Origin of the sequence: Nocardia sp. NPDC057272 (genome assembly GCF_042668615.1) — a bacterium.
Classification (GTDB): Bacteria; Actinomycetota; Actinomycetes; order Mycobacteriales; family Mycobacteriaceae; genus Nocardia.
Genome location: NZ_JBHUYK010000021.1, coordinates 100,928 through 125,302, shown reverse-complemented (window position 1 = coordinate 125,302; position 24,375 = coordinate 100,928). Strand labels below are relative to the sequence as shown.

The 24,375-nt window shown below is 68.2% G+C and carries 24 protein-coding genes; 10 read left to right on the top strand and 14 right to left on the bottom strand.

What is annotated here, in order from left to right; all coding sequences use genetic code 11:
* Window positions 1–228, top strand: a 228-nt coding sequence (locus ACFULV_RS25335) for a hypothetical protein (RefSeq protein ID WP_378660789.1), incomplete at its 5' end; no start/stop codon positions are given.
* Window positions 229–230: 2 nt separating this feature from the next.
* Here ACFULV_RS25335 and ACFULV_RS25330 read toward each other — a convergent pair.
* Complete coding sequence (locus tag ACFULV_RS25330; protein WP_378660786.1) at window positions 231–800, bottom strand: DUF4245 domain-containing protein; 570 nt, start codon at window positions 798–800, stop codon at window positions 231–233.
* A 127-nt stretch (window positions 801–927) separates the two neighbouring features.
* Here ACFULV_RS25330 and glpX point away from each other — a divergent pair, with 127 nt between their 5' ends.
* The 3 genes from glpX to ACFULV_RS25315 all read left to right on the top strand — a co-directional run bounded on the left by glpX (window position 928) and on the right by ACFULV_RS25315 (window position 4,337).
* Complete coding sequence (gene glpX, locus ACFULV_RS25325) at window positions 928–1,971, top strand: class II fructose-bisphosphatase (RefSeq protein WP_378636334.1); 1,044 nt, start codon at window positions 928–930, stop codon at window positions 1,969–1,971.
* A gap of 30 nt (window positions 1,972–2,001) precedes the next feature.
* Window positions 2,002–2,844 carry a patatin-like phospholipase family protein gene (locus ACFULV_RS25320; protein WP_378660783.1) on the top strand — a complete coding sequence of 281 codons (843 nt, stop codon included), beginning with the start codon at window positions 2,002–2,004 and terminating at the stop codon, window positions 2,842–2,844.
* Window positions 2,845–2,930: 86 nt separating this feature from the next.
* Entirely contained in the window at window positions 2,931–4,337 is a 1,407-nt protein-coding gene (locus ACFULV_RS25315; RefSeq protein WP_378660780.1) for a class II fumarate hydratase, read from the top strand.
* A gap of 147 nt (window positions 4,338–4,484) precedes the next feature.
* Here ACFULV_RS25315 and ACFULV_RS25310 read toward each other — a convergent pair whose 3' ends face one another.
* The 3 genes from ACFULV_RS25310 to ACFULV_RS25300 all read right to left on the bottom strand — a co-directional run bounded on the left by ACFULV_RS25310 (window position 4,485) and on the right by ACFULV_RS25300 (window position 7,639).
* Window positions 4,485–5,339 carry an acyl-ACP desaturase gene (locus ACFULV_RS25310; RefSeq protein WP_378660776.1) on the bottom strand — a complete coding sequence of 285 codons (855 nt, stop codon included), beginning with the start codon at window positions 5,337–5,339 and terminating at the stop codon, window positions 4,485–4,487.
* A 95-nt stretch (window positions 5,340–5,434) separates the two neighbouring features.
* The gene (locus tag ACFULV_RS25305; RefSeq protein WP_378660774.1) at window positions 5,435–6,061 is read right to left on the bottom strand and encodes an LGFP repeat-containing protein; all 627 of its coding nucleotides are present in this window, start codon (window positions 6,059–6,061) and stop codon (window positions 5,435–5,437) included.
* Between the two features lie 183 nt (window positions 6,062–6,244).
* Window positions 6,245–7,639, bottom strand: coding sequence for a PhoH family protein (locus ACFULV_RS25300; protein ID WP_378660771.1), 1,395 nt, complete (start codon window positions 7,637–7,639; stop codon window positions 6,245–6,247).
* Window positions 7,640–7,945: 306 nt separating this feature from the next.
* Here ACFULV_RS25300 and ACFULV_RS25295 point away from each other — a divergent pair, with 306 nt between their 5' ends.
* Window positions 7,946–8,218 carry a hypothetical protein gene (locus tag ACFULV_RS25295; RefSeq protein ID WP_378636318.1) on the top strand — a complete coding sequence of 91 codons (273 nt, stop codon included), beginning with the start codon at window positions 7,946–7,948 and terminating at the stop codon, window positions 8,216–8,218.
* 1 nt (window position 8,219) lies between these two features.
* Here the strand turns inward: ACFULV_RS25295 and ACFULV_RS25290 are convergent, their stop codons facing one another.
* Together ACFULV_RS25290 and ACFULV_RS25285 are read right to left on the bottom strand one after the other, a co-directional pair.
* On the bottom strand, window positions 8,220–8,639 hold the full coding sequence (locus ACFULV_RS25290; RefSeq protein ID WP_378660768.1) for a limonene-1,2-epoxide hydrolase family protein: 420 nt from the start codon (window positions 8,637–8,639) through the stop codon (window positions 8,220–8,222).
* Window positions 8,640–8,683: 44 nt separating this feature from the next.
* Window positions 8,684–9,397 carry a TetR/AcrR family transcriptional regulator gene (locus tag ACFULV_RS25285; RefSeq protein ID WP_378660765.1) on the bottom strand — a complete coding sequence of 238 codons (714 nt, stop codon included), beginning with the start codon at window positions 9,395–9,397 and terminating at the stop codon, window positions 8,684–8,686.
* A 109-nt stretch (window positions 9,398–9,506) separates the two neighbouring features.
* Between ACFULV_RS25285 and ACFULV_RS25280 the strand changes: the two genes are divergently transcribed.
* Both ACFULV_RS25280 and ACFULV_RS25275 read left to right on the top strand, forming a co-directional pair.
* Complete coding sequence (locus ACFULV_RS25280; RefSeq protein ID WP_378660762.1) at window positions 9,507–10,688, top strand: FAD-dependent monooxygenase; 1,182 nt, start codon at window positions 9,507–9,509, stop codon at window positions 10,686–10,688.
* Window positions 10,689–10,722: 34 nt separating this feature from the next.
* A complete protein-coding gene (locus ACFULV_RS25275; RefSeq protein WP_378660759.1) occupies window positions 10,723–11,706 on the top strand; it encodes an LLM class F420-dependent oxidoreductase in 984 nt (327 codons plus the stop codon).
* 6 nt (window positions 11,707–11,712) lie between these two features.
* On the opposite strand, the gene ACFULV_RS25270 is transcribed toward ACFULV_RS25275, so the two are convergent.
* From ACFULV_RS25270 to ACFULV_RS25255, 4 genes are all read right to left on the bottom strand, one after another.
* A complete protein-coding gene (locus ACFULV_RS25270) occupies window positions 11,713–13,011 on the bottom strand; it encodes a hypothetical protein (RefSeq protein WP_378636306.1) in 1,299 nt (432 codons plus the stop codon).
* The gene (locus tag ACFULV_RS25265; RefSeq protein WP_378636305.1) at window positions 13,011–13,223 is read right to left on the bottom strand and encodes a hypothetical protein; all 213 of its coding nucleotides are present in this window, start codon (window positions 13,221–13,223) and stop codon (window positions 13,011–13,013) included. The genes ACFULV_RS25270 and ACFULV_RS25265 overlap by 1 nt, the downstream gene beginning before the upstream one ends.
* A gap of 125 nt (window positions 13,224–13,348) precedes the next feature.
* Window positions 13,349–14,644: a serine hydroxymethyltransferase gene (gene glyA, locus ACFULV_RS25260; protein ID WP_101468461.1), complete on the bottom strand. Its 1,296-nt coding sequence runs from the start codon at window positions 14,642–14,644 to the stop codon at window positions 13,349–13,351.
* Between the two features lie 157 nt (window positions 14,645–14,801).
* A complete protein-coding gene (locus tag ACFULV_RS25255) occupies window positions 14,802–16,013 on the bottom strand; it encodes a DUF885 domain-containing protein (protein ID WP_378660756.1) in 1,212 nt (403 codons plus the stop codon).
* A gap of 199 nt (window positions 16,014–16,212) precedes the next feature.
* Here ACFULV_RS25255 and coaA point away from each other — a divergent pair, with 199 nt between their 5' ends.
* On the top strand, window positions 16,213–17,145 hold the full coding sequence (coaA, locus tag ACFULV_RS25250) for a type I pantothenate kinase (protein ID WP_101465876.1): 933 nt from the start codon (window positions 16,213–16,215) through the stop codon (window positions 17,143–17,145).
* A gap of 22 nt (window positions 17,146–17,167) precedes the next feature.
* Here coaA and ACFULV_RS25245 read toward each other — a convergent pair whose 3' ends face one another.
* The 3 genes from ACFULV_RS25245 to ACFULV_RS25235 form a co-directional block, all read right to left on the bottom strand.
* Window positions 17,168–18,292: a hypothetical protein gene (locus ACFULV_RS25245; RefSeq protein WP_378636298.1), complete on the bottom strand. Its 1,125-nt coding sequence runs from the start codon at window positions 18,290–18,292 to the stop codon at window positions 17,168–17,170.
* An 83-nt stretch (window positions 18,293–18,375) separates the two neighbouring features.
* A complete protein-coding gene (locus ACFULV_RS25240; protein ID WP_378636297.1) occupies window positions 18,376–18,942 on the bottom strand; it encodes a hypothetical protein in 567 nt (188 codons plus the stop codon).
* Window positions 18,943–18,971: 29 nt separating this feature from the next.
* Window positions 18,972–19,751: an isoprenyl transferase gene (locus ACFULV_RS25235; RefSeq protein ID WP_378636294.1), complete on the bottom strand. Its 780-nt coding sequence runs from the start codon at window positions 19,749–19,751 to the stop codon at window positions 18,972–18,974.
* 248 nt (window positions 19,752–19,999) lie between these two features.
* Here ACFULV_RS25235 and ACFULV_RS25230 point away from each other — a divergent pair, with 248 nt between their 5' ends.
* Together ACFULV_RS25230 and ACFULV_RS25225 are read left to right on the top strand one after the other, a co-directional pair.
* Window positions 20,000–20,665 (top strand): hemolysin III family protein, encoded by a 666-nt coding sequence (locus ACFULV_RS25230; protein ID WP_378636292.1) that lies wholly within the window; start codon window positions 20,000–20,002, stop codon window positions 20,663–20,665.
* A gap of 115 nt (window positions 20,666–20,780) precedes the next feature.
* Window positions 20,781–22,262 (top strand): adenylate/guanylate cyclase domain-containing protein, encoded by a 1,482-nt coding sequence (locus ACFULV_RS25225; RefSeq protein WP_378660753.1) that lies wholly within the window; start codon window positions 20,781–20,783, stop codon window positions 22,260–22,262.
* Window positions 22,263–22,274: 12 nt separating this feature from the next.
* Here the strand turns inward: ACFULV_RS25225 and ACFULV_RS25220 are convergent, their stop codons facing one another.
* A complete protein-coding gene (locus tag ACFULV_RS25220; protein WP_378660750.1) occupies window positions 22,275–24,326 on the bottom strand; it encodes a thioredoxin domain-containing protein in 2,052 nt (683 codons plus the stop codon).
* Window positions 24,327–24,375: the final 49 nt, after the last annotated feature.

Sequence of the window (24,375 nt, the reverse complement as noted above, 5' to 3'; positions counted from 1 at the left end):
GCGGCGACCACCGAGCGGTTGCAGCGGGCGGGGTTGTTCATCGCGAACTCGCACACACCCGTCCTCGGCGCGGGCGGCATGAAGCCGTGGGGCCCGAAAGAGGCTGCCGCCAAACGCGCATTCGATCCCTACGGCCTCCTGGCCCAGGGCAAGTCCGACGACGCCGAGGACTCCATCGCCACCTCGACCGCGTTGCCCAACAGCGGCTGGTCCTACCGGCTCAGCTGAGGCTACTTCTTCGCCAGCGGTTGGGCTGCCGTGATCGCCGTCGCGAGGGTGGTGAAGGCGGCCTCGTTGCCCGCGCCGGTGATCAGGATCCGTACGCCGCCGAGGTCGGCGATCCAGGCGGTTTCCTCGGTCGGTTCGGAATAGACGACCCATTTCTGCCCGGCCACTTCCTGCGTTCCGGTCGGATAGCGGGAGCCGAGTTCCTGGCGCGACAACGCCTCCTCGGAGGCATCGGTCTGCGAATACCGCATGTAGGTGCCCTGCGGGGTGATGTAGCCGACCGTGCTCACGGCACCGCCACCCGCGGTGGCGATGGTGTCGCGGCTGCCCGAGTTCGACACCCAGCCCTGCGGCAACGCCGGCTTGCGGATCGGGAACGACAGGGTCTTCGCGTCGGAGCTCAGCGCGGCGTCGGCATCGAAATGCGGGATCTGACCCTGCGTCGGGCCGTTCGTCGCCACCGTGCACTGGCTCGCGACCCCGGCCAATACCACCGCGGCCAGCACCAACGGGATCAACGACCAGAACAGATCGCGGTAGTCGTTGAAGATGCGGTGCTTGGTCTGTGCCACGGCTACCAGTATCCACTCGAGCCCTGACCAGGCCGCCCAGGGGTCATCGCAGGAGGTCGTGCACGAGCGTGCCGTTTCGAAATGCGACAATGCCCCCGTATCACCAACGCCAAGGAGGCACTCCGCAATGACGCCCACCTCGCCCGTCCCCAGCCGCCGCGAGGCACCCGATCGCAACCTCGCACTGGAGCTGGTCCGCGTCACCGAGGCAGGCGCGATGGCGAGTGGCCGTTGGGTCGGCCGTGGCGACAAGGAAGGTGGCGACGGCGCGGCCGTCGACGCCATGCGTCAGCTCGTCAGCTCGGTGTCCATGAAGGGCATCGTCGTCATCGGCGAGGGCGAGAAGGACGAAGCGCCGATGCTCTACAACGGTGAGCTCGTCGGCGACGGCACCGGCCCCGAGGTCGACTTCGCCGTCGACCCGGTCGACGGCACCACCCTGATGTCGAAGGGTTCCCCCGGCGCCATCTCGGTGCTCGCGGTCGCCGAGCGCGGCGCCATGTTCGACCCGTCCGCGGTGTTCTACATGCACAAGATCGCCGTCGGCCCCGACGCCGCCGGCTCGATCGACATCACCGCCCCGATCGGCGAGAACATCCGCCGCGTGGCCAAGGCCAAGCGGCTGTCGGTGTCCGACCTGACCGTCTGCATCCTGGACCGTCCCCGCCACGAGGACACCATCCAGCAGGCACGCGACGCGGGCGCCCGCATCCGCCTCATCTCCGACGGTGACGTCGCCGGCGCCATCGCCGCCGCGCGTCCCGAGTCCGGCGTCGACATCCTGGTCGGTATCGGTGGCACCCCCGAGGGCATCATCGCCGCCGCCGCGCTGCGCTGTCTCGGCGGCGAGCTGCAGGGCATGCTCGCGCCGAAGGACGACGAAGAGCGTCAGAAGGCGATCGACGCGGGCCACGATCTGGACCGGGTGCTCTCGACCACCGACCTGGTCTCCGGCGACAACGTGTTCTTCTGCGCCACCGGCGTCACCGACGGCGACCTGCTGCGCGGCGTGCGCTACTACGGCGGCGGCGCGTCGACCCAGTCGATCGTGATGCGGTCCAAGTCGGGCACCGTCCGCATGATCGACGCCTACCACCGCCTGACGAAGCTGCGCGAGTACTCCTCGGTCGACTTCGACGGCGACGACAGCGCGAACCCGCCGCTACCGTGATCCGGGGCTGGGCGTCCCTATAGTCGAACTATGGCAGCGCCCAGCACCGCCCTGGTCCTCGGCAACGGCGGAATCGCCGGTATCGGCTGGCAGATCGGCATGATCGCCGGACTGGCCGAGGCCGGGGTGGACCTGCGGTCGGCCGATCTGGTGATCGGCACCTCCGCGGGCGCGGTCGTCGGGGCGCAAATTCGCAGCACGCTGTCGACCGACGAGCTCTACAAGCGGCAGCTGGGGCGGCTCAACGCCGAGATCCCGAACCGGCTCTCGGTCAAGCAGCTGGCCAAGTGGGCGTTCATCGCGGGCACCGCGCCCAGCGAGACCAGCGCGGCACGCCGGGTCGCGAACGCTTCGCGCGGCAGGTCGACGATCGACCCCGTGCTGCGGCTGGCGGCGGTGTCCTCGCGCCTGCCCGAGAAGGCGTGGCCGACACAGCCGTTGTGGATCACCGCGGTCGACGCCGATACCGGCGTGTTGAAGGTCTTCGACCGCGACAGCGACGTCTCACTCGCCGAGGCGGTCAACGCCAGTTGCGCGATCCCGTTCGCCTGGCCGGAGGCGTCGTGTCACGGACACCACTACCTCGACGGCGGGGTCCGCTCCCCGCTGAATCTGGATCTGGCGAAGGGCTACGACCGGATCGTCGGCCTCGCGTCCAATATTCTCACCCCGCGCCGCAGCGGGAAGATCTCCGCCCAGCTCGCCCACCTCGGCTCGGCCAGGGTCACGGTGATCCATCCGGATCAAGCAGCGCGCAAGGCCATCGGCCCCAACGAGCTCGACCCGCAGCGCGTACACGGCGCCGCACTAGCCGGTCACACCCAAGCCAGGGACTTCGCCGACGAGGTGTGCGCGGTCTGGCCCACCGACTGAGTCCGGCGAGTATTCCTGCCGCGGATGTGGGATTTCGCGCTGGTGTGTGGCAACCATTCGCGGTGTTCTCGTCCTAGGGTCGAACTATGGCTGACGACGACGCGCAGTACCGGATCGAGCACGACACCATGGGAGAGGTTCGCGTCCCTGTCGATGCGCTGTGGCGGGCGCAGACACAGCGGGCCGTCGAGAACTTCCCGATCAGCGGGCGGGGACTCGAGCGCGCCCAGATCCGGGCCCTCGGCCTGCTGAAAGCCGCGTGCGCGCAGGTCAACAAGGATCTGGGCCTGCTCGATCCGGTGAAGGCCGATGCGATCATCGCCGCGGCGAGCGAGATCGCGAACGGTGAGCACGACGACCAGTTCCCGATCGACGTGTTCCAGACCGGTTCGGGCACCAGCTCGAACATGAACGCCAACGAGGTGATCGCCTCGATCGCCGCCCGTAACGGGGTGAGCGTGCACCCCAACGACGACGTGAACATGTCGCAGTCCTCCAACGACACCTTCCCCACCGCGACACACCTGGCCGCCACCGAGGCCGTGATCACCGAACTCGTTCCCGCGCTGGACCATCTGCGCCTGGCTCTGCTCGACAAGTCGCAGCAGTGGCGCACCGTGGTGAAGTCGGGCCGCACCCACCTGATGGACGCGGTGCCGGTGACGCTCGGCCAGGAATTCGGCGGCTACACCCGGCAGATCGCCGCGGGTATCGAACGCGCGATGTCCGTGCTTCCCCGCCTCGGCGAGTTGCCGATCGGCGGCACCGCGGTGGGCACCGGTCTCAACGCGCCCGCCGGATTCGGCGCGAAGGTCGTCGCGGAACTGGTACGTACCACGGGAATCGACGCGCTGCGCGAAGCGCATGATCATTTCGAGGCCCAGGCCGCGCGGGACGGACTCGTCGAGGCCTCCGGTGCGCTGCGCACCATCGCGGTCAGCCTGACCAAGATCGCCAACGACATCCGCTGGATGGGTTCGGGCCCGCTGACCGGGCTCGGCGAATTGCAGCTGCCGGACCTGCAGCCGGGTAGCTCGATCATGCCAGGAAAGGTGAATCCCGTTCTGCCCGAGGCGGTGACGCAGGTGGCGGTGCAGGTGGTCGGCAACGACGCGGCGATCGCGTTCGGCGGGGCGAGTGGGGCGTTCGAGCTCAATGTCTACATTCCCGTGATGGCTCGCAACCTGCTCGAGTCGATTCGCCTGCTGGCCAACGTTTCTCGCTTGTTCGCCGACAAGTGTGTGAGCGGGCTCGTCGCCGACGAGGAGCATCTGCGGACCCTCGCCGAATCGTCACCGTCGATCGTCACCCCGCTCAACTCGGCCATCGGCTACGAGGAAGCGGCCGCGGTCGCCAAACAGGCGCTGCGCGAGAAGAAGACGATCCGCCAGACCGTCATCGACCGCGGGCTCGTCCCGGACAAGCTCTCGCTCGAAGAGCTCGATCGCAAGCTCGACGTGCTGGCGATGGCCGACGTCGACCGGGCGCGGTAAAACGAAACCCGGCCACGCACCCCCGACCTCGAGGAGGGGCGTTCGCGGCCGGGTCGCCGGTCAGGTGCCGCGGCGTAGGCGACGAAGGAGCAAGCCGCGGTGCCTGACCGGCGGCCCCTCGGGGCCGCGAACACGCGGCGCCAGCCTCTATTGATACAGCGCGAGTTCCGCGCGGGTTTTTTCGCCCTCTTCGCTGAAGTCGGTGCGGGAGAAGATGTTCCAGCGCTGCAGCAGCGGCTTGAACACCAGCTCGCCCTCCTTCGCGGGGTCGTAGATGCCCGCCTCGGCCAGCGCCTCGTCGCTGGATCCGCCACCGGGCAGATCCACGTGCGGCACCCGGAAGTCGGCGACCCGATCGGCGATCGAGCGCACTGCCTGATCGGGAACCAGGTCGAGGGCGGCGGCGACGAGCACGGCGAAGAACTCGGCCTGCAATTCGTCGTCGGCGGCCAGCTTCTCGGCCATCGCGGTGACGATCGGGTTCTCGCCGATCGCGGCGGTGTTGCGATGACGGATCGCGGCGGCGGCCTCTTCGAACGCGCAGGTGGCCAGCACATCGATCAGGTGCATCGGGGGGCGGTTGAAACCGTCGGTCATGTGCTGCATGCGGGCGCGCTCGAGCGCGACCGGGTCCACCGCACGCGTGAGCATGAGGTAGTTGCGGATCATGATCTCGTGGCGGTTCTCCTCCGCCGTCCACCGGCCGACCCAGCGCCACCAGGGGCCGGTGCGCAGGTGCTTGCCGAGCTCACGGTGGTAGGAGGGCAGATTGTCGGCGACCAGGACGCTCACGGTCAGCGCGAGCCGGGCGGTATCGCTGAGCTCGGACTGTTCCGGGGTCCAGTCCTCGCCACCGAGGAAGGCGAAGTTGCGCCCGTCCGACCACGGCACCTGCTCGTGCGGCTGCCAGCCCTCGGCCACCTCGATATGGCGACGCAGGTTGATTTCCACCTCGTCCGCGAGCGAATCCAGCAGCTCGCGGTCGGTCAAAGTTTTCTGCACCCCGACAACTTAGTACCTCGTGCGCAAGCGCGGGGACCTACGGGGTGAACCGGGTCCCCGCGCCGGGCGGAGCGCGACGCTGACGTGGGGCCCGACTACTTCGGGGTCACCGTGGTCTCGCCGTTGACCCAGGTGATGGTGCCACCGGTGAAGTCGCTCTGCTTGCCTCCGGGGATGTCCTTCTCGTCGCTGGTCGGGTAGCCCAACGTGCCGTTGGCGCCGCCGTTCTCCTCCCAGGCCTCGCGGATGTCACCCCACACGATGTGGGCGCCGGTATTCTTGCTCCAGTAGATGGTGCCGCCGGTGAAGTCCTGGTACTCGCCGCCGTCGGGGCCGGATTCCTGGGCTTCTTCCGGTGCGCCGAGCGGGCTGCTCGCGCCGCCGGCCGCCATGTACTTCTTGTACACCTCGCCGGCGATGACGATGTCACCGTTCGGGGTGGAGACGGTGGTCGATTCGCCTGCCGCTCCACTGGTGGTGGCCGCGCCGGACGTTGTCTCGGAACCTGAGGTGGTTTCCGAACCGGGGGTGGTGGTCATCCCGCCCATCCCGGGCTCGGTGGTGGCGCTGCCACCAGGGGCTCCGATCGCGGAGGTCACCGAGGCGACGGCGTCGTTCGCCTTGTCCTTGTCGTCATCGCTGCAGCCGGCAGCGAGCAGCAGACCCGCCGCGGCCAGGACCGCGGCGCTCCCGGCAGCAGTACGTCGAGCGAAGTGGTTCATATCCATCCTCTCGCGAGTGGCTCCCCCGGGGGTGCCCCCGGAATGGAGCCTGGCCGACATCCGCAACGGCCCGGCGGAACAGTGTTCGCCGAGCCGTTGCTGGATTGGTGTCGGAGCGGATATTACCCACTGTTTGCGGTAATCAAACGGATTCCGGCCGCGACGCGGCCCGATTGCCGATGATTACGCGTTCGGTCCGTACTCCTCGAGCATCTCGGTGACCAGCGCCGCGATCGGCGAGCGCTCGCTGCGGGTGAGCGTGATGTGCGCGAAAAGCGGGTGCCCCTTGAGCTTTTCGATCACCGCGGCCACACCGTCGTGCCTGCCGACCCGCAGATTGTCGCGCTGGGCGACATCGTGGGTGAGCACCACCCGAGAACCCGTGCCGAGACGGCTCAGCACCGTCAGCAGCACATTGCGCTCGAGCGACTGCGCCTCGTCGACGATCACGAACGAATCGTGCAGCGACCGCCCTCGAATGTGGGTCAGCGGCAGCACTTCGAGCATGTCGCGACTGAGCACCTCCTCGAGCACCTCGCGGCTCGCCAGCCCGTCGAGCGTGTCGAAGACGGCCTGTGCCCACGGGCCCATCTTCTCGCTCTCCGAACCCGGCAGATAGCCCAGCTCCTGCCCGCCCACCGCGTACAGCGGCCGGAACACGACCACCTTGCGCTGGGTGCGCCGCTCGAGCACCGCCTCGAGTCCGGCGGTCAACGCCAGGGCCGACTTGCCGGTACCGGCGCGCCCACCCATCGACACGATCCCGATGCTCTCGTCGAGCAGCAGATCCAGGGCGATGCGCTGTTCGGCCGAACGCCCGTGCAGCCCGAAGGCCTCCCGCTCTTTGACCAGCTGGATCCGCTTGTCGGCGGTAACCCGGCCCAGTGCGCTCGAGCTGCTGCCCAGCAACCGAACACCGGTGTGGCACGGCAACTCTCGCGCATCGTCGAGGTCGATCACCGAATCGGTGTAGAGCTGGTCGATCTGCGCGCCCGCGACGTCGAGTTCCACCATCCCGCTCCAGCCGGAGGTCACCACGTCCTGCGCGTGGTATTCGTCGGCCGACAAGCCGACCGCGCTCGCCTTGACGCGCAGCGGGATGTCCTTCGACACCAGCACCACGTCCTCGCCCTCGGCCGAGAAGTTCAGCGCGCAGGCCAGGATGCGGGAATCGTTGGTGTCGGAACGGAATCCGGCGGGTAGCACCGACGAATCGGTGTGGTTGAGCTCTACCTGCAGGGTGCCGCCGTCGGTGCCGATGGGCAGTGCCTGGTCGAGCCTGCCGTGCTGCACACGCAGGTCGTCGAGCATGCGCAGCGCTTCGCGGGCGAACCAGCCGAGCTCGTGGTGGTGCCGTTTCGCCTCCAACTCACTGATCACGACCAGGGGCAGGACCACACTGTGTTCCCCGAACCGGGTGACGGCCCAGGGATCCGACAGGAGTACAGAGGTGTCTACGACGAAAGTCTTGCGACCGGAACGTGAGGGGCGAGCCCCTTTCTTCGAGGCCGAATTGCTCGAGGCCGAGGCCGAGGCCGTGTGCTTCGCGGAAGCGGAAACGGAGCGTGCAGCAGTCACGGTGGGCTCCTTATGTGTTCGCACGGCACCCGTGCGAACGATCTCGCTGGACCGGTCCGTCCTTGTGGGCGTTGACGCTGAGTCAACCGCCCCGAGGGCCAGGTGCCGGCCCTCTCGCCCTGAATAGCTCAGTCACGGTCAGGACCTCCCGTACGAATCACACCGACGCGACTCGCATCACCGACGCTACCGCCGAATTCGTAGCCGCGCTGCTGGACCGGCACACGTGTCCGTGAATTTGTCGTTAACCGGCACTGTCGCGACGGATCCGGCACGTGTGCGCCACCGAGGGCTAGAGTCGATGACATGGCCGAAGACCAGGATCTGGAGAAGCTGTCGTCGAAGGAACTGCACGATCGCGCGGTGAAGACGGCCGTGCGCCACGGCGACGTGAAGTTCCTGTGGGAACTGCTGAAGTCGATTCCGGCGGCCCAGGCCGAGGCGGGCGACCTCGGCGAGAGCTCGGCCGACATCAAGTACGTGCTGCCGATGCTCGACGACTACTTCCACGCGGGCGACGGCAAACTGGCCGATGTGCTGCGCCCCACCTACCTGGAGTACCTGCGCAAGCACGGATAGCTCAGCGGACGGTGATCGCCTTCACCACGCCGACAACGGCGCCGCGCAGGACGTTGCCCTTGCTGAAGTGGTCGTCCCACAGCACGATTCGGCCGTCGCGCAGTTCGAAGGTGCCGCTCACCCAGAAGCCGATGCGCACCGGGCCCACGTGCAGGTAATCGGTGCGGTCGGTGAGCACGATGTCGCCGTCGGCGGCGATGTGGTGGATCTCCGCGGAGAACCCGAGCTTCGGCCGATCCAAGCCGCGCAACAACGCGGCGACCCGGTTCTTGCCGCGCACGGTCGGCAGCGAGGCGTTCTTCCAGACGATCGCGGGATCGAGCAGATCCAGCGCCTCGTCGACCGCGCTGAGCTCGAGTGCGTTGAAGAACTCGCGAACGATGGTGACAGCGGGCTCCGGCAGTTCCGGCTGGTCGGTCATGCGATGAGCCTAGGGTGCCGATCGCGCTCGGGCCAGGGGTCGGCTCAGTTTCGCTGATCGATCAGGACGGCGAGACCGTCGAGAATGCGTTCGACACCGAAACGCAGGGCGTCGTTGGCTCCGCCCTTGCCCGCCGGCGCGGCGGCTTCCTCGGCGAAGGCGGCCTGCACCTCGGGGTAGCGACCAGAGGCCGCGGTCATCATCTCGGCGAACTGCTCGGTGAACTGCACTTCGCCGTCCCCGCTCATCGACGAGACCTGCTGGGCCAGGCTGCGGGCGTGGCCGTTGAGCAGGACGATCGTGTCCAGCCGCTCCGAGCCGGAGAGCCCGGTGCCCGCCAGTGCGGCGAGGGCGGCCTCGGTCCAGCCCATCTCGTTCGGGCCGAGGGGCCGCACGCCGAGGGTGAGCTCGATCGACCACGGATGCGCGCGGTAGCGAGCGAAGAGCGCTTCGACCCAATCGCGGAGGCCGGTTCGCCAGTTCTGCTGCGCGCCCGCGGCCTTCGGCGGTTCACCCATCGCCGCGTCGAGCATCAGCGCGGTGAGCTGCTCCTTGCCCGGCACATATCGGTACAGCGACATCTTGGTGAAGCCGAGGCGTTGCGCCAGCCGCTGCATCGACAGCGCGGACAGCCCTTCGGCATCGACGAGCGCGATGGCCTCGGCGACGATCCCGTCGAGAGTGAGGGCGGGTTTGGGCCCGCGCTTGGGGCGCTGCGTGGTCCCCCACAACAGCTCGACCGTGGTCGGCGGCGGCATCTGCCCATCCTCTCGAAAATCGTCTTGACGTGAAACTGTGTCTACCATACTCTTATCTGCATCCACCGGATACAGATTACATCGGACACAGATTTTCAGGAGTTGCGTCGTGCGTACTGTCCTCATCTCCGGCGCCAGCGTCGCCGGCCCCGCCCTCGCCTACTGGCTGCACCGCTACGGCTTCTCCGTCACCGTCGTCGAACGTGCCCCCGCGCTGCGGGCGGGCGGTCAGGCGGTGGATTTCAAGGGCAAGACCCACCTGACCGTGCTCGAGCGGATGGGCATCCTCGACGAGGTCCAGGCCCGGCGTACCGGTACCACCGACCTGGTCTTCGTCGACGACAACGGGCGCGAGCTCGGCGTGATGTCGGGCGAGTTCACCGGCGGCGACCTGGAGATCCTGCGCGGCGACCTGGCCGAGGTCATGTACGACAAGACCGCCGACACCGTCGAGTACCTCTTCGGCGACACCGTCACCGACCTGCGCGACACCGGCGACGGTGTGGCCGTGCGGTTCGAGCACAACCCGCCCCGCACCTTCGACCTCGTCCTCGGCGCCGACGGCATCCATTCGCGGGTGCGGAGATTGGCGTTCGGCCCCGAGGCCGACTACGTGGCCCACCTCGGCTACTACTACTGCGTCGCCGGCGCGAGCCGCTGGAGCGACGCGGCCACGCCCCGCGACAAAGCGGCAGGCGCCGCCCACAACACCCCGGGCAAACTCGCCATCGACGGCGGCCCGAAGGCCCAGCAGATGTACATGTTCGCCGCCGGTGAACTCGACTACCCCCGCAACGATGTCGACGCCCAGCGCCGCATCATCACCGAAACCTTCGCCGACATGGCATGGCAGGCCCCCCGCATGCTCACCGACCTGGCCGAATTCGACGACATCTACCTCGACTCGATCAGCCAGGTCCGGATGAACGGCACCTACACCCGCGGCCGCGTCGCCCTCATCGGCGACGCCGCCTACGGAAACACCCTGGCGGGCTTCGGCACCGGCCTTGCCGTCGTCGGCGCCTACGTCCTCGCGGGCGAACTGGCCTCCGCCGCGGGTGATCACGTCACCGCCTTCGCCAACTACGACCGGATCATGAAGCGCTACGCCAAAATCGCGGGCAACAGCAACGCGGGCCCCTTCCTCGCGCCCAAGACCGCCCTGGGCATCAAGGCCCGTAACTGGTTCCTCGGCTCCCGCTTCTTCACCCTCATGATGAAATACGGCGACAAGGCCGCCAACGACATCGATCTGATCGACTACCCGCAGCTGGTCGGGTGTAGCGCTTGACTTGGAGTGCACTCCAAGTCATAGGGTCGGCGACATGAGCATTCGACTCGGCTACCAGATGCCCAACTTCAGCAACACGTCCTCGGTGCGTGAGCTGTTTCCCGCGGTGATCGCGCAGGCCAGGGAGGCGGAGGGCGCGGGGTTCGACGCCGCTTTCGTGATGGATCACTTCTATCAGCTGCCGTTGATCGGCGAGCCCGAGGAGCCGATGCTGGAGGCCTACTCGGCGCTGTCGGGTCTGGCTACCGCGACCGAGCGAATTCAGTTGTCGGCCTTGGTCACCGGCAATACGTATCGCAATCCCGCCCTGCTGGCCAAGACCGTCACCACGCTCGACGTGGTGAGCGGTGGCCGCGCGGTGCTCGGCATCGGGGCGGGGTGGTTCGAGCTGGAGCATCAGCAGTACGGGTTCGAATTCGGCACCTTCACCGAGCGGTTCGAGCGGCTCGACGAGGCCTTGCGGATCATCACGCCGATGCTGCGCGGGCAGCGCTCCACTTTCGACGGAAAGTGGTACCACACCGAGAACGCGATGAACGAGCCACGCATCCGCGACGACCTGCCGATTCTGCTCGGCGGTGGCGGCGAGAAGAAGACCTTCGGCATGGCAGCCCGCTTCGCCGATCACCTCAACATCATCTGCAATGCCTCCGAGCTGCCCCGCAAACTCGACGCCCTGCACCAGCGGTGCGAGGAGGCGGGCCGCGACCCCGCCACCCTCGAAACCAGCTTCCTCGCGCTGACCATCGTCGACGAAGACGGTGACCGTGCCCGAAAGACCCAGGCCGACATGTTGTCGCGCCTCGGCGTCGACCTGTCCACCCTGACCGAGGCCGAACGCCGGGCCACCGTCGCCGACCGCCAATTCGCCGGCACCCCGGACGAAGTCGCCGAACAGATCAAGGCCCGCGTCCTCGACCACGGCATCGACGGCGTCATCATCAACCTGATCGCCAACGGCCACGAACCCGGCGTCATCGACCGGATCGGCCGCACCCTGAGCTCGCTGGTGCACTGAGCGAGCTCACCACGACGCGAAGTGGTCTTCGCCTCGCTGACGGTTCTGCTGGCGGCGACGGAAGAAGACTTCTTCCGGGGTGACGGTGGTGAGGGCGTCGGTGATCCGGCTCAGGCGGGTGTCGTAGCGGTTTTCGTGGATGTGGCGTTCGATGCCCGCTTGCCATTCGGGGGAAAGGCGCGACCAGATCGCGGCGACTCGGGACTGGGCGGCGGGTTCGGATTCGGCGAGTAGTTGCAGCAGTGCGGGCCAGTAGGTGGCGTCGGTGGCGTGCGCGGGCAGGGCGGCTACCGAGGTTTCGTCGAGTTCGGCGAGGGTGGCGGCGATGTGGCGGCGGGCCGGTTCGCTCAGGCGGGCGGACAGGGCGAACAGCCCGCGCCACGGGTCGGCTTCGTCCTTGCCGTCCAGCGAGCGGACCAGCGCGCCGAGCACGTCGGTATTCGCGAATTGCGGGTTCGTCGACAAGGCCCACAGGGCAACAGGATCGAGTCTGCCGATCACGGTGAGCAGCGCGGGCGAGGCGTTCCGGTTGACCGCGGTGAGCAGGAATCGGCCGACCTCGTGTGCGGTGCCGCGGCCGAAGAAGATGTCGCCGAGGGTGCCCGCGATATCGGGGTCGACCTTGCAGAACAGGGCGAGCATCGCGTGATGCAGGGTGGGTGGGCCTGCCAGGACGGTGTGGAGCATGCCCGGCACCCGCTGGCGTGGGCCCGCCAGCAACTGCCGAACGATCCGGCTCAGCGTGTGCGCCGGGTACGCGTAGGCGGCGGTGAAGACCAAGCCCGCGTCATCGAGGACGGTCTGCTCCAATGCCGCGATCAGCGGCTCGTTCACCACTGAGAGGAACCGCGCGGCGGTCACGTAGTCGCGACGCCGCAACAGCTCGTTGATGATGAGGGTGATCGGCTCCGGCCTGCCGTATCGCATCAGCTGTTCGAAGACATTCGGGTCCAGGTACGGCGCTCCGTCGGCCGCGTAGACGGCATCGACCGCGCACAGCGCCTGCGCGCACTTGCGCGGATGTTTGACGCCGACCGCGCCGAGGAATCGGGCGGCGAGCACCGGCGGCACCACCCGCTCGAAGAGCGCGACGCCCACACCCACCGGAAAGATCGGCACGAGCGGGCTGACCCGGCGGAAGGTGTCCGCGTGCTCGGCATGCAGTGCGCGCAGGATCTGCTGCTGAATCGCCGACAGGTGCACCGCGCCGAGACGGGCCAGCGGTGCGAGGCGCTGCGGCGGCACTTTCAGCGTGCGCGCGAGGACCACGAGCTGTGTCTGAGCTTCGAGTTCGGTTTCGATCATCAGCTGCCGAAGAGGATCTTGCGCGAGACTTTACGCAGCGGAGCGGGCATCGCGGTGAGCGCGGCGTCGATCGCCCGGCGCAGCGCCCGCACCTCGTTGGCCCGCGCGGCGCGGAACAGTTCGATCAGCTCCCTGGCCTCGGCCTCGGAGAGCAACTCGAACGCGTGCACCTCCCCGCCGACCTCACGCGCCAGCGCACGTCGATATTCCATACGGACTGACCATGCCCTATTCCATTAGGCCCGTATGCGATTCACCGGAACTTTGTGTGTTCCGACAACACGATGGCCCCTGTCTGCATGGAGCTGACAGGGGCCATCGGGCGAAAGTTTCCGGCTCAGCCGAGCAGGCGCCAGTCCTCGAGACCCTGGTAGAGCGGGACGCTCTGGGCCAGGCGCGACACCCGGCCGCGCAGGGTGTCGACGTCGGAGGTGCCCGCCAGGGCGGCGGCGATGATGTCGGCTACCTCGGTGAACTCGGTGTCGCCGAAACCGCGGGTGGCCAGGGCCGCCGTGCCGATGCGCAGGCCCGAGGTGACCATCGGGGGGCGAGGGTCGAACGGGACGGCGTTGCGGTTGACGGTGATGCCGACCTCGTGGAGGACGTCTTCGGCCTGCTGACCGTCGAGTTCGGAGTTGCGCAGGTCGACCAGGACCAGGTGCACGTCGGTGCCGCCGGTCAGGACCGAAACACCCTTGTCCTTCACGTCGGCGCCGGTCAGACGCTCGGCGAGGATGCGCGCGCCGGACAGGGTGCGGACCTGACGGTCGGCGAACTCCTCGGTGGCGGCGATCTTGAACGCGGCGGCCTTGGCGGCGATCACATGCATGAGCGGGCCGCCCTGCTGACCGGGGAACACCGCGGAGTTGAGCTTCTTGGCGAATTCCTGCTTGGCCAGGATCAGGCCGGAGCGGGGGCCGCCGAGGGTCTTGTGCACGGTGGAGGACACCACGTCGGCGTACGGCACGGGCGAGGGGTGCAGACCGGCGGCGACCAGGCCGGCGAAGTGCGCCATGTCGACCCACAGGTAGGCGCCGACCTCGTCGGCGATCTCACGGAAGCGGGCGAAGTCCTGGTGGCGCGGGTAGGCCGACCAGCCGGCGACGATCACCTTCGGCTTGGCCTTCAGTGCGATGTCACGCACCTCGTCCATGTCGATCCGGTGGTCTTCCTTCGACACACCGTAGGAGTGGACGTCGTAGAGCTTGCCCGAGAAGTTCAGGCGCATGCCGTGGGTGAGGTGACCGCCGTGCGCGAGGTCGAGACCCAGCAGGGTCTCGCCCGGGTTCATCAGCGCCATCAGCACCGCGGCGTTGGCCTGCGCGCCCGAGTGGGGCTGCACGTTGGCGAATTCGGCGCCGAAGAGCTCCTTGGCCCGGTCGCGAGCCAGGGTCTCCACCACGTCGACGGCCTCGCAGCCGCCGTAGTAGCGGCGACCCGGGTACCCCTCGGCGTACTTGTTCGTGAGGACGGAGCCCTGCGCCTGCAGGACCGCGCGCGGCACGAAGTTCTCCGAAGCGATCATCTCGAGGGTGTCGCGTTCGCGGGCGAGCTCGCCCGCCATCGCGGCGGCCAACTCGGGATCGAGCTCACCGAGAGACTGGGTATTCACCGAAGCGGTCGTCTGCGTCACGCCGTCGAGTCTATTGCCGACCGTGTGCGCGCCGAGCACGGGGATACCGCAACACCGTCCCGGCCGCTACCGGAGAGACCGGGGTCACAGCCCGTCTGACCAGGTTCGATAGCCGTCGAACAGGCGAACTCGCTGTTCAACCCCGGCGGCCGCGCCGTCAGCCGGTAGCGACACTCATCCGCCGGATCGCCCCCGGCGTCAGCGGCTCGTCGAGCAGACGCCCGAACCGCTCGACCCGATCCTGGGCGCCGGCCGCACCGTCGAGCCACCCACCGAGCAAGCGGTAACCCTCGACATAGGTGCTGATGTAGGCCCGCCACAGCGGCGAGGACAGAAACCGCAGCGACTGCCGCGCCCGTTCCGGCGTCGCCAGAATCCACCGCTGCAGGAATAGCGCCACCTCGTCCTCGCTGCGATGCTGGTCGTGCAGCAGCAGTGCGGCGTCCTGACGCACGTTCAGCAGTTTCGCCGACGCGGTCGAGAAGCGTTCGGCCCGTTCACCGTCGAAACGAAGGCCGAGGTCGGCGTAGATCTCCTGCGCCCAGACGCCCCAGCCCGGTCCGACGATCGACCGAAGGGCCAGGTCGGCGAGACCCTCGGCCATCAGGCACTGCGGGGTGTTGACCAGGAACAGCGTCTGCTCGTCCTCGCCCGCCGCGACCAGTCCGGCCTCCTTGCGGCAGTGCTCGGTGTGATGACCGGGGTAGGCCTCGTGCGCGATGAGCGCGGGGAGGTTGCCCATGTGCTGTTTGAGGTCGGAGTTGATCGCGACCGTCGAGGCGAAATCGCCCAGGTAGTAGTTGAAGCCGGACCACGGCTTGTCGCCGACCACCTCGTAGGTGACATGCTCGTTGTCGGGCAGCGGATAGCGTTCGCGTACCCGCTCCCGCAGCGCACTCGAGAACGCTTCGACACAGGTAGCGAGCTTTTCCGGAGGGATCTCGCCACCGCGGCGGTAGGCGGCGGCGCGTTCGGCCAACGGTCCGTCGCCGCCGAGCACCTCGTCCATCTGCCGGTGCGCCTCGCGATAGTCGTCGGGGTCGCCCGGTGCGATGTCGACGTCGAAGTAGGCGCGGACCTCGTCGACGAAGCCGATCTGCTCACCGGCGAACTTGCGGGCCGAGCACTCCATCGCCACCAGGTGGGCATCGAGGAATTCGGTGCGCTGAGCCGAGAGCCCGGCATCGGGCAGGGCGGCGCGCAGATCGACGGCGCGCCGGGCCAGCTCCGAGGGCACCGGGACGGGCGCGTTCTCGATATCGCGGCGCAATTGCGGATCGCCGGTGTAGGCGTCGACGAACCCCTCTTCGAGGCGATCGAAAGCCAAACCAAGGCGCAGGTATTCGGTGACAAGTGGATGTGACCCCATCCGCCCGACATTACGTGGTCGATCGGAAAATGGCGTCTTACCTCGGTGTTGTCGCTGGTTACCGACCGGTAGCCAAACCCCCTGTTGCGCGCGGGCAGCGAGCACGGAGCACAATCTCGCTATGCGGTCAGAGTTATCCCGGATCTCACCAGACGGGCAGCCAAGCTGTGCGGATGCGCCCGGACGGAGGGTCGGGTAGGTGGCACGGATGAGTGAACCGAGCCCCTATGTGGAGTTCGATCGAAGCCAGTGGCGCACACTGCGCAAGTCGACTCCCCTGGTACTGACCGAGGACGAGCTGACCGGCCTGCGCGGTCTCGGCGAGCAGATCGACCTCGACGAAGTCGCCGAGGTCTACCTGCCGCTGGCCCGGTTGATCCATCTACAGGTCGCGGCCCGGCAGCGGCTGTTCGCCGCCACCGCCACCTTCCTCGGCGAGAAACATCCCGACAAGCAGGTGCCGTTCGTGATCGGTGTCGCGGGCAGTGTCGCGGTCGGCAAGTCGACCACCGCGCGCGTGCTCCAGGCGCTGCTGGCGCGCTGGGATCACCACCCCCGGGTCGACCTGGTGACCACCGATGGATTCCTTTATCCCACAGCCGAACTCATTCGTCGCGGCATCATGCACCGCAAGGGTTTCCCGGAGAGCTACGACCGGCGCAAACTGCTGCGATTCGTCACCGAGGTGAAGTCGGGCGCCGAAGAGGTGTGCGCGCCGGTGTATTCGCACAAGTCCTACGACATCGTGCCCGACGAGAAGCACTGTGTGCGCCAGCCCGACATTCTCATCGTCGAGGGCCTGAATGTGCTGCAGACCGGTCCGCGACTGATGGTGTCGGACCTGTTCGACTTCTCCATCTACGTCGACGCCCGCATCGAGGACATCGAGAACTGGTACGTGCAGCGCTTTCTCGCGTTGCGCAAGACCGGCTTCGCCGACCCCGACGCGCACTTCCACCACTACGCGGCCTTCGACGACGAACAGGCCACCGCGGCCGCGCGCGATATCTGGCACTCGACCAACCGGCCCAACCTGGTGGAGAACATCCTGCCGACGCGCCCCCGCGCAACCCTGGTGTTGCGCAAGGACTCCGACCACACGATCAACAGGTTGCGGCTGCGCAAGCTCTGATCCGCCCGCGCCCCGACATCGCTCAGCCGGTGGCCGTCGGCGCACCGAGCGAGACGACCTGCTTCGCCAATTCCTCACGGGCATCGCCCTTGTGGACGACCAATACCCCGTGCGGTGTGCCGCGCGCGTCGGTGGGCTCACCGGCGACCACCTCGATCACCGACTCCTGCGTGTGCGGGAGCATGTCGACCACCGGGTACTCCCCGACCGGCGCCCACCCCTGCGCGGCCGACTGCAGCCGGTCGACCATGCTGGGCGCGCCCAGGACATCGGCCCACTTGCGGGTGGCGATCGTGATCGAACCATCGGCGGTCCAGCGCGGGCTGTAGGCCGCCGAGCACTCACCCGGCAGCGTGGGCAGAGCCCGGACGCCGTTGGTGGCGGCGTCGATGGTCGCCACATTGCCACTGCCGCAGGTCGCGCTACGCGCTGTCGCTCCGGCCAGCACGAAGGTGTGCCCATCGGGGCCGGCCGCGGCCGAGAGTCCGGCGTCGATGCCGGGCACCCGCCCCAGCGGCAGGATGACATCGGCGCCGATCGCGTAGAGGTGGCTCTTCTCCCACCACAGGCCGCGCGATTCGACCCGGGCCAGCAGCACGAATTCGTCGGTGGCCGCTACCAGCTTGGCCCCGTCCCACGCGCCACCGGTCAGCGGGCTCGGCGAATCCGGCAGGACGATCTCCCGTTCGGCCGCGGCGGGTTCGGCACCGGCCAGGTCCATGCTCATGATCTCGCCCGGCTCCCGCCACCAGCCGACCACCGATCCACGCAGCGCCACCGCGTCGGTGCAGTCACACGGTATGCGCGTCACCGACCGGTCCCGCACCCCCAACGCGACCAGCGTCTTGCTGCTGGTCTCCACCGCGAAGGCGTATCGCCCGTCCCTGGTGAACATCACCGCGGCCGACGAGTAGCCGAAACTGCCCGGTGCCCGCACGGTTTCGGCACCGCGCACCACCGCCAGCTCGGCGTCGGTGCGATAGGCGAACACCGCACCCTTCGCGGCCTGCTCCTCGGCGGGCGTCAGTCGCGGCGGCGCGGGCTGGTCGACCCCACCGCAGCCCGCGACGACCGCCACGGCACCGCACACGGCGCCGAGCACCACGATCCGCGCCCGCCACCCGCTCGCCTTCGTCGCAATTCCCACAGCTCACACCCCTGCAATGTGTCGTCGGGCCCGGTCTCGCGCAGCAGCCTAGCGGGGGGTGGCGCCGGATCGGGCCTACTCCGCTACAACTTCCAGGCCGCGTCGAGCCTGGTCGCCACGTCGATATTGCGGACCGCCGCGATCTCGGGTTTGCGGATCTCCTGTGCGACGTACCGGGCGACGAACCGGCGGATCTCGTGGTCGACGCTGGCCAGCACCCGCAGCAACTCACCGCGCTTGGAGCTGCTGGCGACATTGACCCGCACATCGCCCGGACGCGGCTCGGCGATATCGATGACCACCCGCAACGGGTCGGCGGTGCGCGCGGTGAGATGCAGATGCACGGTGCCGTCGACCCGGAAACGCGACCGGTCGACCGCCAGATCGAGAACCAGATCCACGCGCAACGGGATGGTCAGTTCGAAGGAGATGAACGCGTCGACGAAACGCAGGATTCGTGGCTGCCCGAGCTCCACCTGCGCGGTGACCTTCGCCAGCCGACCCGGCCCCACGCCTATCGGCCCGAAATCGAAAGCGGCACCGGTGAGTTGGCCGAACGCGTCGGCGATGCGCTGCTCGGAGACGGCGTATTCCAGGAAACGCCTGCCGAATTCCTCATAGCTGATGTAAGAAGGCTGGTCGGGTTCCACTGACCGCAGAGTACGCGACGGTTACGACATCACACGCCGAAACGGCGGTGGCGCGCGGCGTAATCCCTTAGTGCGCGCAGGAAGTCGACACGCCGGAATTCCGGCCAATACGCCTCGGTGAACCAGATCTCCGAATAGGCGCTCTGCCACAACAGGAACCCCGAAAGTCGCTGCTCACCAGAGGTTCTGATCACCAGATCCGGGTCGGGCTGACCGGAGGTGTAGAGATGCTGGCCGATCGCGTCGACCGTAATCGACTGCACCAGATCCTCACCCGACTCGCCCGAGGCGATCTCCTGGCGCACCAGCGACCGCACCGCGTCGGTGATCTCCTGACGGCCGCCGTAACCCACCGCGACATTCACGTGCACGCCGTCGCGCCCGCTCGTTCGCTCGGCAGCCACCCGCAGCCGCTTGGCGATCAACTCGGGGAAACCCTCGAGCGACCCGACGATCCGCACGCTCCAGTTCTGCTCCGGGGCGGACAGTTCCTCGACGACATCGGTGATGACCTCGAACAGGGTCTCGAGCTCGTCGGGGTCGCGGCGCAGATTCTCGGTGGAGAGCAGGTAGACGGTGACCATCTCGATGCCCTGATCGGAACACCAGCCGACGAGCTCGGCGATCTTCAGGGCGCCGACGCGATGGCCGTGGCTCACATCGGTGAACCCGTTCTCACGCGCCCAGCGTCGATTGCCGTCGCACATGACGGCGACGTGGCGAGGGTGCTGCTTGTCTGCCAGCTGCTGCGACAGCCTGGCTTCGTAGATGCGGTACGGCAATCCACGCACCCGACCAAGAAACTCCACGCCCGCACCCTACGCTTGCCCGCCTCCCCGAGTATTTTGCCGGTCGTGAGTAGGGGGTGAGATCCGTGCCGGGCCGACGGCACGGGCAAGGCCGGGTTTCGGGGTGGTCGGGAAGTTACCCATGTCCTCCCGAGATCAGCCGGTCGGGTTTTGTGTGGCCAGGGGCACGTTTGTGGTGTCGAGATAGGCGTTTGACGTACGGTTGGGGCACAACCTACGGTACCGTAGGTTCCGGCTCGGGAGGTTACGTGGACGATGTCCTGACTGAGATCGCCACGGTGATCAAGCCCCGTTTTCGTGGCTGGATCCATACGTGGGCGGTCGGCGTCGCCGCTGTCGCGGTGACGGTGCTCGTGGTGTTCGGGTTCCTCACGTCGTTGACCGCGGGTTGGTCGACGCTGCTCTACGGGATCTCGGTGTGCGCGCTGTTCGGGGTGAGCGCGGTGTATCACCGGGTCACCTGGGCCAGCGTGCGGACGCGGGTGCGGATGAAGCGGGCCGACCATTCGATGATCTTCCTGTTCATCGCCGGTAGTTACACGCCGTTCGCGCTGCTCGGGTTGCCCGGGCGGACCGGGCAGATCCTGCTGGCCGTGGTGTGGGCGGGGGCCGTCGCCGGGGTCGCGTTGAAGTTGCTGTGGCCTACCGCGCCCGCATGGGTGGGGGTGCCGCTGTACCTGTTGCTCGGGTGGGCGATCGTGCCGGTGGTCCCCGAGCTGCTGCACAACGTCGGAGTGGCGCCGCTGGTGCTGCTCGCGGTCGGTGGCGTGATCTACAGCGTGGGCGCTGTTCTCTACGCGACCAAGTGGCCCAACCCCTGGCCCGACTTCGGGCACCACGAGTTCTTCCACGCCGCGACGGTGGTCGCGGCACTGTGTCACTACATCGCGATCTGGCTGGTCGTGCTCGGCTGAACGGCGCGTGCGCGTGGCCGCTACCCGCGCGCCTTCTATGCTCGGTAGTTGTGTCACCCGTCAGCGCAGCTCGTGATGCCCGGGCGTCCTCGGGCGCCGGGCTCGGGCGTGCGCGGTGAACCGGCTGGTCCGGTGGGCGCTGCAGTCCTACTGGGGACTCGCGCTGGTGGTCATCACCGCCAACATGGTCGGGGTCGCGGCCATCTTCCTGGTCAGCTGGGCGGGTGGCGTGTTCACCCGGATCGGCGACGACTGGAGTGACGCGGCGGTACTGATCCTGATCTACCCGGTGCTCGCCTTCTCCCTCGGGATCGGGATCGCGCTCTACGACCGGCGCCGATATATGCGCTGGCTCGACGACAACCGCAAACCGACGCCGGAGGAAGCACGGGTCCTGATCCGGCTACCCGCCGCGATCACCCTGCGCGCGATCATCCTGTGGACACCGGGCGTCGCGTTGACCGTGTGGCTGGTCGACCGGTTCACCGACTATCACAACATCACCGTGCTGCTGGCCGGATTCACGCTCGGCGGGCTGGAGGCGGCGGGCGCGATCTACCTGATCCTGGACCGCCTGATCCGCCCGGCCGTGCCGATCATCACCGCGGTGCTCGGGCCGACGGTGCATCCCAGCTCGACCGTGCTGGTGCGGGTGCTCGTCACCTGGGCGGTATCCAGTGCGCTGCCGGGGCTGATCATCATCGTCGTCCTCAGTGACACGACCACACCGGCCTCCGACCGGGTGCGTGCGGCGTGGTTGTTCTCCATCGTCGCGCTCGGGGTGGGCGCCCTGGCCACCGCGCTGCTCGCGCGCTCGGTGGCCACGCCGATGCGCACGATGTACCGGGCGCTGGACCGGATCACCCGCGGCGAACTCGATGTGCGGGTGCCCGTCAGCAGCGCGAGCGAGATCGGCCGCCTCGAACACTCGGTCAACGAACTCGCCGCCACCCTGCGCGACCAGATGCACACCGAGGACGTCTTCGGCAGGCACGTCGGATCCACGGTGGCCGAACGGGCCCTGTCCGGCAGCTCCGACCTCACCGGCGATGTGCGCATCGTTTCGGCGCTGTTCGTCGACGTCACCGGCTCGGTGCAGCTCTCCGCCGAAATGGCCCCCGAGGATTTCGTCCACAAACTCAACCGGCTGCTCGCCACCGTGGTAGCGGCCACCGAGGACAACGGCGGCCTGGTGAACAAGTTCGCCGGCGACGCCGCGCTGTGCATCTTCGGTGCGCCGTCCGCACTCCAGGACAACGCCACCCCTGCCCTGCGCGCCGCCCGCCGCATCCGCGACGAAGTAGTGGCCACCGGCGAGCTCGATGTCGGCATCGGTGTCGCCCGCGGCCAGGTCTTCGCCGGCGACGTCGGCGCCGACACCCGCCTCGAATTCACCGTCATCGGCGACGCGGTCAACGAAGCGTCCCGCCTCACGTCGGTGGCGAAGGAAGCACCGCGGCGGGTGTTGGTCAGCGATGCGATCTGGCAGGCCGCGACCCCGGCCGAACGAGCCAAGTGGAAGCGCTACAAGGACTTACGGCTGCGTGGGATCCCCGGCCGGACCCGGACCTGGACAGACATCTCACCGAGAAAGTGAGACCCGGGTCCGTTACCGCCGCAGCGAAGCCGTCAGCGCGGCGGGATCGGTGACCGGGAGGTCGCAGACCGAGCCACGGCAGACATAGGCGGCGGGGGCGCCGTTGACGAGGGGGCGGTCGTTCAGAAGAGGTGCGGTGTTCGGTGGGGCCGCGAGGACGATCGAGCCGCCAGGGGCGCAGGCACGGGCAGCGGCCAGGAGTTCCATTGCCGTGGAGGACTTCTCGGTGGCCGCGATGGCCACCTGGTACGGGCCGCGGACCGATGCTTCGGCGACGGAGAGCCAGTTGCCCGCGGTGCGGGGTGCGCGGGCCAGCAGGATCGCGCCGAGGGCGAGGGTCTGGTCGGCGAGTTCGCGATAGCGGATGGCACGGTCGGGGTCGGCGACCGCCGAGGCGGTGAGGAGCGCCTCGGCCAACGCGGAAGCGCCGGACGGGGTGGCGCCGTCGACGGGGTCGCGGGGGCGGGCGACCAGGGTTTCGGCGTCGTCGGCGGTGTCGAACCAGCTGCCGGGGCGTTCGGGGTCGGCGAAGTGGTCGATCGTGTTGTCCAGCAGCAGCTGTGCGGCGGCGAGCCAGTCGGGTTCGCCGGTGGCCTGGTAGAGGGCGAGCAGGCCGGTGACGAACCAGGCGTAGTCCTCGAGGACGCCGGGCGGGGTGCCCGCGACACCGTCGAGGGAGGCGCGTCGCAGTCGGCCGTCGACGAGGTGGACGTCGAGCAGGTAGCGGGCGCAACGCACGGCGGCGGCGATCCACGACGGTTCTTCCAGTGCCGCACCGGCTTCCGCGAGCGCGGTGATGGTCATGCCGTTCCAGGCGGTGACCACTTTGTCGTCACGGGCGGGCTGTGGGCGCCGGGTGCGGGCCTCGAACAACTGGGCGCGCAGTCGATCGAAACGTGACGACTGCTCGGTGTCGACGGGATCGCTGTGGCGGGTGAGCACCGAGGTGCCCTGTTCGAAATTGCCGCCGGTGCTGACGCCGAAAGCGTCGGCGGCCCACATGCCGTCGAGCGGGCCGAGTTCGCCGATCAGCTCGGCCGGCGTCCACACATAGGTCGCACCTTCGACGCCGGGCCCGTCCGGTTCGAGGTGGGTGTCAGCGTCGAGCGCGGAGGCGAAACCGCCCTGTGCCGTGCCGAGATCACCGAGCAGGAATTCGACCGTCTCCCGGGTCACCCTGTGCGGCAACGACTCCAGCGGGGTCACGGGCGCGCGACGCGCGAGATGGGCGTAGGCGCGCAGCAGCAGGGCATTGTCGTAGAGCATCTTCTCGAAGTGCGGCACGAGCCACCCGGCGTCGACCGAGTAGCGCGCGAACCCGCCGCGCAACTGGTCGTAGATCCCGCCACGCGCCATCGCCTCGGCCGTGCGCTCGACCACGTCGAACACCGACTGGTCGCCGGTCCGCTCCCAGTGCCGCAGCAGCCCTTCCAGCAACGCCGACGGCGGAAACTTCGGCGCCCCACCGAATCCACCGTGCGTCGTGTCCTCATCGGCGACGATGGCGGGCACGGCCTTGTCGAGAAGATCAGGGGCAATGGCGAATTCGGCGTCGGGCAGACCCGATGCCTGCGCCTGGAGCGCATCGGTCACCTGCCGCGCGGCCTTGTCCACATCGTCGCGCCGGTTGCGCCAGGTCTCGGTCACCGCGCTGAGCAACTGCGTGAACGACGGCATGCCGCCGCGCGGCTGCTTCGGGTAATAGGTACCGCAGTAGAACGGTGCGCCGTCGGGGGTGAGAAAGCACGTCATGGGCCAGCCGCCCTGCCCGGTCATGGCCACGGTGGCGTTCATGTACACCGCGTCCAGATCGGGACGCTCCTCCCGGTCCACCTTCACGCAGACGAAGTCGGCGTTCATCTGCTCGGCCGTGGCGAGGTCCTCGAAGGACTCGTGGGCCATCACATGGCACCAGTGGCAGCTCGCATAACCGATCGACAGCAGGATCGGCACATTGCGCTCGGCGGCCTCGGCTAACGCGTCGGCATCCCACTCCCGCCAGTGGACGGGGTTGTCGGCGTGTTGACGCAGATAGGGCGAGGTCGCACCGGCCAATCGGTTCACGAGTTCCACCCTGCCATACGCGACAAGCGCCGGCTTCGCCCCATGTGGT

Excerpts from the sequence above, each read along its gene's own strand:
- glpX (WP_378636334.1), top strand. The coding sequence starts at position 928 with ATGACGCCCACCTCGCCCGTCCCCAGCCGCCGCGAGGCACCCGATCGC.
- ACFULV_RS25320 (WP_378660783.1), top strand. The coding sequence starts at position 2,002 with ATGGCAGCGCCCAGCACCGCCCTGGTCCTCGGCAACGGCGGAATCGCC.
- ACFULV_RS25315 (WP_378660780.1), top strand. The coding sequence starts at position 2,931 with ATGGCTGACGACGACGCGCAGTACCGGATCGAGCACGACACCATGGGA.
- ACFULV_RS25305 (WP_378660774.1), bottom strand. The coding sequence starts at position 6,061 with ATGAACCACTTCGCTCGACGTACTGCTGCCGGGAGCGCCGCGGTCCTG.
- ACFULV_RS25295 (WP_378636318.1), top strand. The coding sequence starts at position 7,946 with ATGGCCGAAGACCAGGATCTGGAGAAGCTGTCGTCGAAGGAACTGCAC.
- ACFULV_RS25290 (WP_378660768.1), bottom strand. The coding sequence starts at position 8,639 with ATGACCGACCAGCCGGAACTGCCGGAGCCCGCTGTCACCATCGTTCGC.
- ACFULV_RS25285 (WP_378660765.1), bottom strand. The coding sequence starts at position 9,397 with ATGCCGCCGCCGACCACGGTCGAGCTGTTGTGGGGGACCACGCAGCGC.
- ACFULV_RS25275 (WP_378660759.1), top strand. The coding sequence starts at position 10,723 with ATGAGCATTCGACTCGGCTACCAGATGCCCAACTTCAGCAACACGTCC.
- ACFULV_RS25270 (WP_378636306.1), bottom strand. The coding sequence starts at position 13,011 with ATGATCGAAACCGAACTCGAAGCTCAGACACAGCTCGTGGTCCTCGCG.
- ACFULV_RS25265 (WP_378636305.1), bottom strand. The coding sequence starts at position 13,223 with ATGGAATATCGACGTGCGCTGGCGCGTGAGGTCGGCGGGGAGGTGCAC.
- ACFULV_RS25255 (WP_378660756.1), bottom strand. The coding sequence starts at position 16,013 with ATGGGGTCACATCCACTTGTCACCGAATACCTGCGCCTTGGTTTGGCT.